Origin of the sequence: Roseateles sp. (genome assembly GCF_052436255.1) — a bacterium.
Taxonomy (GTDB): Bacteria; Pseudomonadota; Gammaproteobacteria; order Burkholderiales; family Burkholderiaceae_C; genus Pelomonas.
Window position 1 is genome coordinate 1 of the sequence record NZ_JBQVNP010000183.1, and the last position, 8,796, is coordinate 8,796.

Here is an 8,796-nt window from a genome sequence, read left to right on the forward strand (position 1 = left end):
GATGCAGGCCCGTGTGGTGCTGGAGAGTGCCGTCATTACATTGGCCGCCGCGCGCGTCAGCAAGGCCGGCCTGCAGCGGGTCGAGGAAGCGTTGAACGCGATGCGAGAGGAGCACATTCGGGGCGGCAAGCCGGTCGATGCGGATCGGCGCTTTCATCTCAGCATTGCGGAGATGGCCGGCAACTCGGTGCTGGTGGACATGGTGGGGACCTTGTTCGACGGCCGGCACGGCGCCATCGCATCGCGCATGAGCGGCGGGCAGGAAACCCTGGGTACCTGGCAGACGGCCATGGCGGAGCACGAGAGCATCTACCGCGCGCTGGAGGCTCGCAATCCGCAGGCGGCGGCTGCGGCGATGTGCAGCCATCTGCTGGCATCGCACGGCCGCTGGATCAGCGAGCCCGCCGAACACGTCGCCAAGAGGGCCGACGCCGCCTGAGGCGAGCGGCGCCGCCGCTCACGCGGCCGGCGCGGCCCGGGCGAGGAATTCCGCGTGCGTGGGCATGGCGGCCACCGAGCGACGGATCGCATCGTGCACGCCGTGCAGGTGGCGTCGCACGAGGTCTGGGTCCACGAGGTCGACGTAGGGGTCGTAGCGCTCGGGGAACAGCCCCAGCCCGAGGTAGATCGACGCCCAGGACGGCTCGGCGAAGCCCTCGGGCTCCAGGATGGCCACGCGGCCGGTCTGGCGGAACAGCTCGATCTGGTGGGCCAGCTTGTCCGGAATGCTCATCGCGGCGCAGGCGCGCCAGAACTCGGTGTCGCGCCGCGCGCCGAGCTTGTAGTGCAGGATGATGAAGTCGCGCACCGACTCGTAGCGGTAGGCCATCTGGCGGTTGAACTCGTCGGCGAGCTTGGGTGAGCAGTCGCGGTCCGGGAGCAGGGCGGTCAGCCGGCTCACGCCGTCCATGATGAGCTGGATGCTGGTGGACTCCAGCGGCTCCAGGAAGCCCGACGACAGGCCGATGGCGACGACGTTCTTCACCCAGGCCTGACGGCGGCGACCCGTCACGAAGCGCTGCTGGCGCGGCTCGTCCAGGGCTTCATCGTCGAGCTGGGACAGCAGCAGCTGCGCCGCCTCGTCATCGCCCAGGTGGCTGCTGCAGTACACCAGGCCATTGCCGGTGCGGTGCTGCAGCGGGATGCGCCATTGCCAGCCGGCGCCGCGCGCGGTCGACGTGGTGTAGGGGGTCATCGGCTCGGCGCGCCTGCAGGGCACGGCCAGCGCGCGGTCGCAGGGCAGCCAGTGGCTCCAGTCCTCGTAGGGCGAGTTCATCGCGCCGCCGATCAGCAGGGCGCGAAAGCCCGAGCAGTCGATGAACAGGTCGCCCTCGATGCGCTGCCCGTCGCGCAGGTGCACGGCTTTGACGAAGCCGTCGTCCGGCGAGGTTTCCACGCGCACGATGGTGCCTTCGATGCGCCGGGCGCCATGGCGCAGCGCGTAGTCGCGCAAGTAGGCACCGTAGCGCGTCGCATCGAAGTGATAGGCGTAGTCGAAGGCATTGGCCGCAGACGGCTCCCCCGGCCGCGGCGGCATGAAGCGCAGGCCGCGCGCCATCATGGTCGCGGTTGACCACTCCTCATAGGACGGCAGGCCGGGGTCCTGCGCGCGCAGGCGCAGCCAGTAGGCCCACAGCGGACGGTTGTGGATGGCCGGCCCGAACCCGCCGAAGCCGTGGAAGAAGCGGTGGCCCAGCCGCCCCCAGTCCTTGAACTCGATGCCGAGCTTGAAGCTTGCACCTGTCTTGCGCACGAAGTCGGCCTCGTCGATGCCGAGCAACTGGTTGAAGAACTGGATGGTCGGCAGCGTCGCCTCGCCAACCCCGACGGTACCGATCTCGGTCGATTCGACCAGCGTGACTTCGCAGTGCTTGGCAGGGTTGTCCGGCCTGCAGAGCATGCGCGCCAGGGGCGCGGCGGCAATCCAGCCGGCCGTCCCGCCGCCCACGATGACGATTTTGGTAAGACCAACGCTTCGCATGATGCGAACCCTCAAAGTGTCTTAATTTGGTCAGGCCGCGAGTTTGCCCTAGTTCTTTGTGGTCAGACCAAATTTATGATCGCATCACAGGTTTCGGTGGCGTCCAGCCTCGGGGTCGGCGAGGAGATCGCCGGGTCCGTTGCCACAGACTCATTCATCAAAGAGCAGGAGACAGCAGTGAAACAGAGATTGGTTCCGCATGCGCGCAGGTTGACGCTTTTGGCGACAGGCGCTTTGTTGGCCGCCTGCGGCGGCGGTGGTGGCGAAGGCGCGACCAGCGGGGGGCGCTTCCAGACCATCGATTTCAAGTATCCGGGTGGCGGCATGCTGCTGGATGGGCCGGTGACCTTGTCCGCCTTGGCGACATCGGGTCTGCCAGTGGGCTTCCAAAGCAGCACGCCGGCCATCTGCACGGTGTCTGGCGCGCAGCTGACGCTGGTGAAGGCGGGCGAGTGCCGCGTGGTGGCCAGCCAGGCCGGCGGCAACAGCAGCGATGGCTTGACGTGGGCCGCTGCCGATGACGTCAGCCAGCTGTTCAACGTGCTGAAGAAGACTCAGCAGGTCACGTTTGCGCCGCCCGACTACGTGCTGAGCGCGAACACCACCACGGTGCCCTTGAGCGCGACGTCGCCTTCGGGTCTGGCCGTCACGTTCAAGAGCAACACCCCGGCGACCTGCGCCATCGAGGGCAGCAACCTCAAGCTGTTGGGCAAGGGCACCTGCGCGGTCACGGCCACGGCGCCGAGCAATGACAATTGGGCCGAGCAGTCGGTGGATCGTTTCATTGCCGTTGATCCGCTGTTGATCGCCGACGGCTTCCAGCCGAGCGGCGCGGGGCGCGGTTCGTCCAATTCCATGAGCACCAAGCAGGGCGGCAACGTGTCGGTCAATCCCTGGGGCAGCCCGTTGAGCGCCGGATGGGAGTGGTGCGACGGCAATGCGGGTGGAGACTGGTGCTACCGCGATATCCCGGCTGACGGTTCAACCCTGACGTCGGCGCTGCGCTATCCCGAGAAGAACTGGACCCCAGGTGGCTGGCAGACAGGTTTCAATCGCATCGACATCTTCACCCCGGGCCTGACGGGCTTCAACGGCTCCGGCGACACGACCGGCGGCCTGCAGGTGACCACGGAAACGGCCCTGGGCTTCACGCTCGGCATCAACAGCGGGCTCTACGCGGCGAACAAGCCCGTCGTCCTTCACCTGAACCTGGGCAAGAGGAACAACGGCTGCAACGTGGAGCTGAGCACGCTGGTTTGGCCGTTGAACGGCCTGACCAGCTACGCCATCCCGCTGACCAATTTCGCCGTCACCAACGCCTGTGGCCTGGCCGGCGTCACGGCGGCTTCCCTGGGCACCGATATCCGGACCCTGCCGAATCCGGTCACCGCTGATGGTCTGGTCAGGTTCCAGGCTGCGCTGGAGAGGATTTCCGGCGCGCGCGCTTCGGCGATGACGCTGATGAAGTCATCCAACATCGTCCAGGTCCGCTTCCGCCTGATGGATGTCAATGACACCCAGAAGACCAACGGCGTGTATGCGTCGGACCTGACGCTCAAGGGCGCCATCACGATCCAGTAGTCGCGCGGGCGCATCGCCCGCGTTCACCGACCCAGCGCCGCGGCGCGCGCGGCCTGTCGGCGCGCATGCATCAAATTCGAAGCAAACGGAGACACCCATGAACAAACAGTTCCGACCCACGGCCATCCACCGTGGCGTCATCCAGTTGGCGCTGCTGAGCGCCGGCGGCGCCGTGATGGCGCAGACCGCGCCGGCAACGCTGGACACCGTCGTGGTCAAGGGGCAGCGCGCTGCGCTGCAGAACGCACAGAAGATCAAGCAGAACGCCGAGGAGGTGGTTGACTCGGTGGTGGCCGAAGAGGCGGGCAAGCTGCCCGACAAGTCCATCACCGAGGTGCTGCAACGCATCGTCGGCGTGACTGTCGAGCGTGTGCGCTCGACCAACAACGACCCCAAGCACTTCTCCGAGGGCAGCGATGACCGCATCAATGTGCGCGGCCTGTCCTGGGGCTCGTCCACACTCAATGGCCGCGAGATCTTCTCCGCCGGCTGGCCCGGGCGCGACCTGAGCTGGAGCGCCGTGCCGTCCGAGCTGATGGCCGGCGTGGACGTGTACAAGAATCCGTCGGCGGAGAAGATCGAAGGCGGCGTGGCCGGCCAGGTGGATTTGCGCACCTGGTTGCCGTTCGACTTCAGCGGCACCAAGCGCACAGTCACTTTCGGCAGCAACTACGAACAACGCACGAAGAAGGCATCGCCGACGCTCTCCGGTCTCTATTCCACGCGGTGGGATGCAGATTCCGGCCGCTGGGGCGTGCTGGTCGACCTGGCGCTGAACCATTCGGCCTATGAGTCGCAGAAGCTCGAGGTCCAGCCCTACTTCCCGCGCACCATGGACGGCAAGACCGTGTGGGCACCGACGGGCGCCAACTGGGGCCAGAACCTCGGCACCAGTGACCGCAAGGGCTTCTACGGCGCGCTGCAGTGGAAGAAGAACGAGATGCAGTCGTCGTTGACGGCCTTTGTCTCGAAGGGGCTCGAGGAGAACACCGGCTCCAACATCTACCCGAGCTTCGGCGACCCCAACTTCAACGCGTCGCCGTACAACGTGCTGATCGAGAACCCGGTGATCGACGATCGCGGCGTGATCACTTCGGCCCATTACAGCTATCCCTTGCGGCTGCCTCGCGATGCAAACGGCAACGTGACCGCGTGGAATCGTGGCGGCAAGGGGGCGAACCAGTTCCCCGATGGCGGCATCAGCATGGGCACGAGCCGGGCATTCACCCAGCACCGCACGAGCACCAGCGAGCTGGCCTGGAATTTCCAGTGGAACGTCAGCGAACGTTTTGCGCTGCAGAACGATCTGCAGTGGGTGAAGTCCAGCTTCCGCACCCGCGGCGAGGAAGTGCAGACGGCCACCTTCGCGCCGAGCATGGACATCACCACCTCCGGCAACAGCCCGGTGCAAATTGGGTTCGATGACAAGACGCGCACCTTCCTGGCGGATCCGGGCAACTATTACTGGCTGTCGGTGATGCCGGGGCGTCTGAAGGGCGACGCCAACCTCTATGCCTGGAAGGTGGACGGCAAGCTCGTCTTTGATCACGAGGTGCTGCGCGACCTGCGCGTCGGTTTCCGCACCACCCACCGCACCTCCGTGCGCGAGCAGGCGGTCTATGCCGGCGACCTGAACAGCGTGGGCTGGAAGTCGATCGCCGAGCCCTGGGTGGTGCGCCAGACCGGGACGGCCGGCCAGCTGCCCGGCGCGAACGACGATCAGAGCTGGCAGTCGCGCGCGAACTTCGCCTACCTGAGCGATCCACGCTACGCGGCCGCGGCGCCGGTTGAGGTGTTCAACTACCGCAACTTCGGCGGGAACAACCCGCCGAGCGTGGTGTTCCCGACCTACAACGGCATCAAGGACTACAACACCTACGCCAAGCTGCTTGGCGATGTCCGCTACAACCAATGCCTGGATTCCCAGGGCTGGGCGCGGGCGGAGAACGCGAAGAACCCGACCGGCACGCAGATCAACGTGCCCACCTGCGATGCGTCCACCTACATCTGGGACACGACGCTGCGCTATGGGCTCAACCCCAACAAGATCAGCAACGTCGCCGAGCGTACCCATGCCGTCTACGGCACCCTGCGCTTCGGCTTCGACGACTGGAAGGTGCCGGTCGACGGCAACATCGGCGTGCGCGTGGTGTACACGGGGCGTGCCTCGCATGGCCACACGAACTTCAACCCGGACTACAACGACCGCACGGCGCCCGACGTGCCGCGCTTCGACACGGTCAACGACCCGCTCGATGTGAGCGCCAGCCACGTCGACGTGCTGCCCTCGATGAACCTGAAGTTCAACCTGACCGGCGACAACAAGCTGCTGGGCCGCGTGGGCATGGCCCGCAGCGTCTACCGTCCGGGCTTCAACCAGCTGCAGGAGTCGGTGGAGCTGAAACAGAACATCGACACCGCCAACAACCGGATCACCTACTCGGGCGTGAACACCGGCAACGCGAAGCTCAAGCCGCTGACCTCCGACAACTTCGACCTCGGTCTGGAGTGGTATCCGCGCGCTGGCCAGATGCTCACCGCCACGCTGTTCTACAAGGACGTGAAGGACGTCATTTACAAGTCGGCTTACAGCCGGAGCTACGACAGCGCCGCGGGCAACCCCCAGTCCTTCCTGATCACGGGGCCCCGCAACGCCGCCCGCGCCTGGCTGCATGGCATCGAGATCAAGGGCGAGACCTACCTGGACCATCTCGATTTCCTGAAGGGCAGGCTGCCCGACTGGGCCAAGGGCATCGGCGTGTCCGCCGACTACACCTACATCGGCAGCAGCCAGAAGTTCTACCGCGATGCCCAGGTGCAGTACTGCCCGGCCAACGGCGCGATCACCAGCGACGCGCTGAAGGTCTATGGCTGCGACACCAACGGTTTGCAGTTCGGAGCGCTGCCGATACCGGGCCTCGTGAAGAATGCGGCCAACTTCGCGCTGCGCTATGACCGTTACGGCTTCTCCGCCCGCCTGGCCTACAACTGGACCAGCCGCGTGCTGAAGAATGTCGGCAATGACAACAGCCCGAACGGCCAGAACGGCACGAGTGCCGATCCGGCTCGCCTTGGCATGCAGGACACCTGGTGGGGCCTGCCCCAGTACCAGGAGGCCTTCGGCCAGTGGGACGGCGGTGTCTCGTACAGCTTCACGAACAAGTTCGGCATGTCGCTCAGCGTGACGAACCTGAACAACGTGACCGTGCGCCGTAGCAACATGCAGACGCCGGGGTTCATGGGCGCGAGCTGGAATTTCCCGGGCCGCAGCTACTACGTCACTGGCCGCTACGACTTCTGATGCGAGCAGGGGCTTGAGCCCCGGCTCATCGGACAGGCTGGTCGCAGTACTTGCGACCAGCCATTTTTTGTTCCGCCGGAACACTACCCAGCGTTGCAGCGCTTGCTCGTCATTGCGGGCGTGCGCGACAGTTCGCCCATGTGTTCGAGGGAATCAACATGACGCAAAGACATGACCGCATCGTGGTCGTCGGCGGCGGCAGCGCCGGCTGGATGACGGCTGCGGCGCTCGTCACCGGTCTGAAGGGCCGCGCCACCGTCGAGGTGGTCGAGTCGGAGGACATCGGCATCATCGGCGTCGGCGAGGCCACCTTCCCGTCGATACGCAACTACAACCAGTTGCTCGGCATCGACGAGGCCGAGTTTCTGCGCGCCACCAATGGCAGCTACAAGCTCGGCATCCGCTTCTGCGATTGGCTGGAGGTCGGGCGCGACTACTTCCACACCTTCGGCCACTTCGGCAACCTGTTCGGCTCTCAGACGCTGTGGGCCCACCACCGCCGCTTGGGGCTGACCGAGCCGCTCGGCACGCAATGCCTGCCGACCGTGATGGCCATGCAAGGTCGCTTCGTCTTGCCCAGGGACGACTCGCAGTTCAAGTACGCCTACCACTTCGACGCGGTGCAGTACGCCGCCTTCCTGCGCCAGCTGGCGATGCAGCGCGGCGCTCGCCATACGCAGGGGCGCATCGTCGACGTGCAGCGCCGGCCCGATGGCGGCGTGTCGGCGGTGCAGCTCGACGATGGCCGCCGCATCGAGGGCGACCTGTTCATCGACTGCTCGGGCTTTCGCTCCCTGCTGCTGGGCGGCGCGCTGGCCGAGCCCTTCGTCGACTTCAGCCATTGGCTGCCGGTGGACGGCGCCTGGGCCTGCCCCTGCGAGCGCAGCGCCGAGGAGCTGACGCCCTATACGCAGGCCACCGCACTGGAGGGTGGCTGGGCCTGGCGCATCCCGCTGCAGAACCGCACCGGCCACGGCCATGTTTTCTCCAGCCGCTTTATCGACCCCGACCGCGCGCGCGATCAACTGCTGGCGCGGCTGGACGGCCAGCCGCTGGCCGAGCCGCGGCTGCTGAGTTTCCAGACCGGTCATCGTCAGCGCTTCTGGGTCAACAACGTCATCGCCATCGGCCTGTCCTCGGGCTTCCTGGAACCGCTGGAATCCACCAGCATCTACCTGATCCAGGACGGCATCGGGCGCCTGATGACGATGCTGACCGAAGGCCGGCCGTTGAACGAGGACGCGCAAGCGCTGTTCAACGAGGGCTCGGTGCGGCGCTTCGCCCGCATCCGTGACTTCATCATCCTGCACTACTGCCTGACCCGCCGGCGCGACAGCGAACTGTGGCGCCACGTCAGCAGCATGGAACTGCCCGAGACGCTGGCCTTCCGCCTGGAGCTGTGGCGCCGCTTCGGTGTGCTGCACGAGTACGACGAGGAGGGCTTCGACGCGACCAGTTGGCTGGCCATCCACGCCGGCATGGAGCACTGGCCCGAGCGTGACGACCCCGTGTTCGCCGAAATACCGCCCGAGCGCGCGCTGTCCGCATTGAAGGGGCGTCGCGATGCCCTTGCCGCTGCGGTGGCGCCCATGCCGCTGCACCACCGGATGCTTGAGCAGGTGCTGCGCTGAGCGCTATCCCCGCGACTCCCACCACGAATCCGGGCCGATTTCCCCCGGTCTTCCATGACTTCGCCTTCCTCCGCGCTCTCTCTCGCCCCCGCACAGCCGGGCGTATCTCCGCCCTGGCGGCGGCGCTTCAACGGCATCGGGCTGGTGGCCACCGTCGCCGTCCACGTGTTGCTGCTGGCCGCCGTGCTGAGCTGGCGTGCGCGCGTGCCGCCGCCGCCCCTGCCGCGCAGCCTGGACGTGAGTCTGATCCAGCTGAAGGAGCCGGCGCGGTCGCCCGAGCCCATGCCGCCCGCGCCCACGCC

General features: G+C 66.4%; 5 protein-coding genes and 1 pseudogene. 5 read left to right on the forward strand and 1 reads right to left on the reverse strand.

Features of this window, described 5'->3' with window-relative positions; translation table 11 throughout:
• A partial coding sequence (locus ACT6S0_RS24675) for a FadR/GntR family transcriptional regulator (protein WP_444766408.1) occupies positions 1–439 on the forward strand: 439 nt, incomplete at its 5' end.
• 18 nt (positions 440–457) lie between these two features.
• Here the strand turns inward: ACT6S0_RS24675 and ACT6S0_RS24680 are convergent.
• Positions 458–1,900 carry a tryptophan halogenase family protein gene (locus ACT6S0_RS24680; protein ID WP_444766409.1) on the reverse strand — a complete coding sequence of 481 codons (1,443 nt, stop codon included), beginning with the start codon at positions 1,898–1,900 and terminating at the stop codon, positions 458–460.
• Between ACT6S0_RS24680 and ACT6S0_RS24685 the strand changes: the two genes are divergently transcribed.
• The 4 genes and pseudogenes from ACT6S0_RS24685 to ACT6S0_RS24700 all read left to right on the forward strand — a co-directional run.
• The gene (locus ACT6S0_RS24685) at positions 1,868–3,562 is read left to right on the forward strand and encodes a hypothetical protein (RefSeq protein WP_444766410.1); all 1,695 of its coding nucleotides are present in this window, start codon (positions 1,868–1,870) and stop codon (positions 3,560–3,562) included. The genes ACT6S0_RS24680 and ACT6S0_RS24685 overlap by 33 nt on opposite strands.
• 97 nt (positions 3,563–3,659) lie before the next feature.
• Entirely contained in the window at positions 3,660–6,863 is a 3,204-nt protein-coding gene (locus tag ACT6S0_RS24690) for a TonB-dependent receptor (RefSeq protein ID WP_444766411.1), read from the forward strand.
• A 158-nt stretch (positions 6,864–7,021) separates the two neighbouring features.
• Positions 7,022–8,494, forward strand: coding sequence for a tryptophan halogenase family protein (locus ACT6S0_RS24695; RefSeq protein ID WP_444766412.1), 1,473 nt, complete (start codon positions 7,022–7,024; stop codon positions 8,492–8,494).
• Between the two features lie 54 nt (positions 8,495–8,548).
• A pseudogene (locus ACT6S0_RS24700) lies at positions 8,549–8,796 on the forward strand (hypothetical protein); the annotation flags it as partial.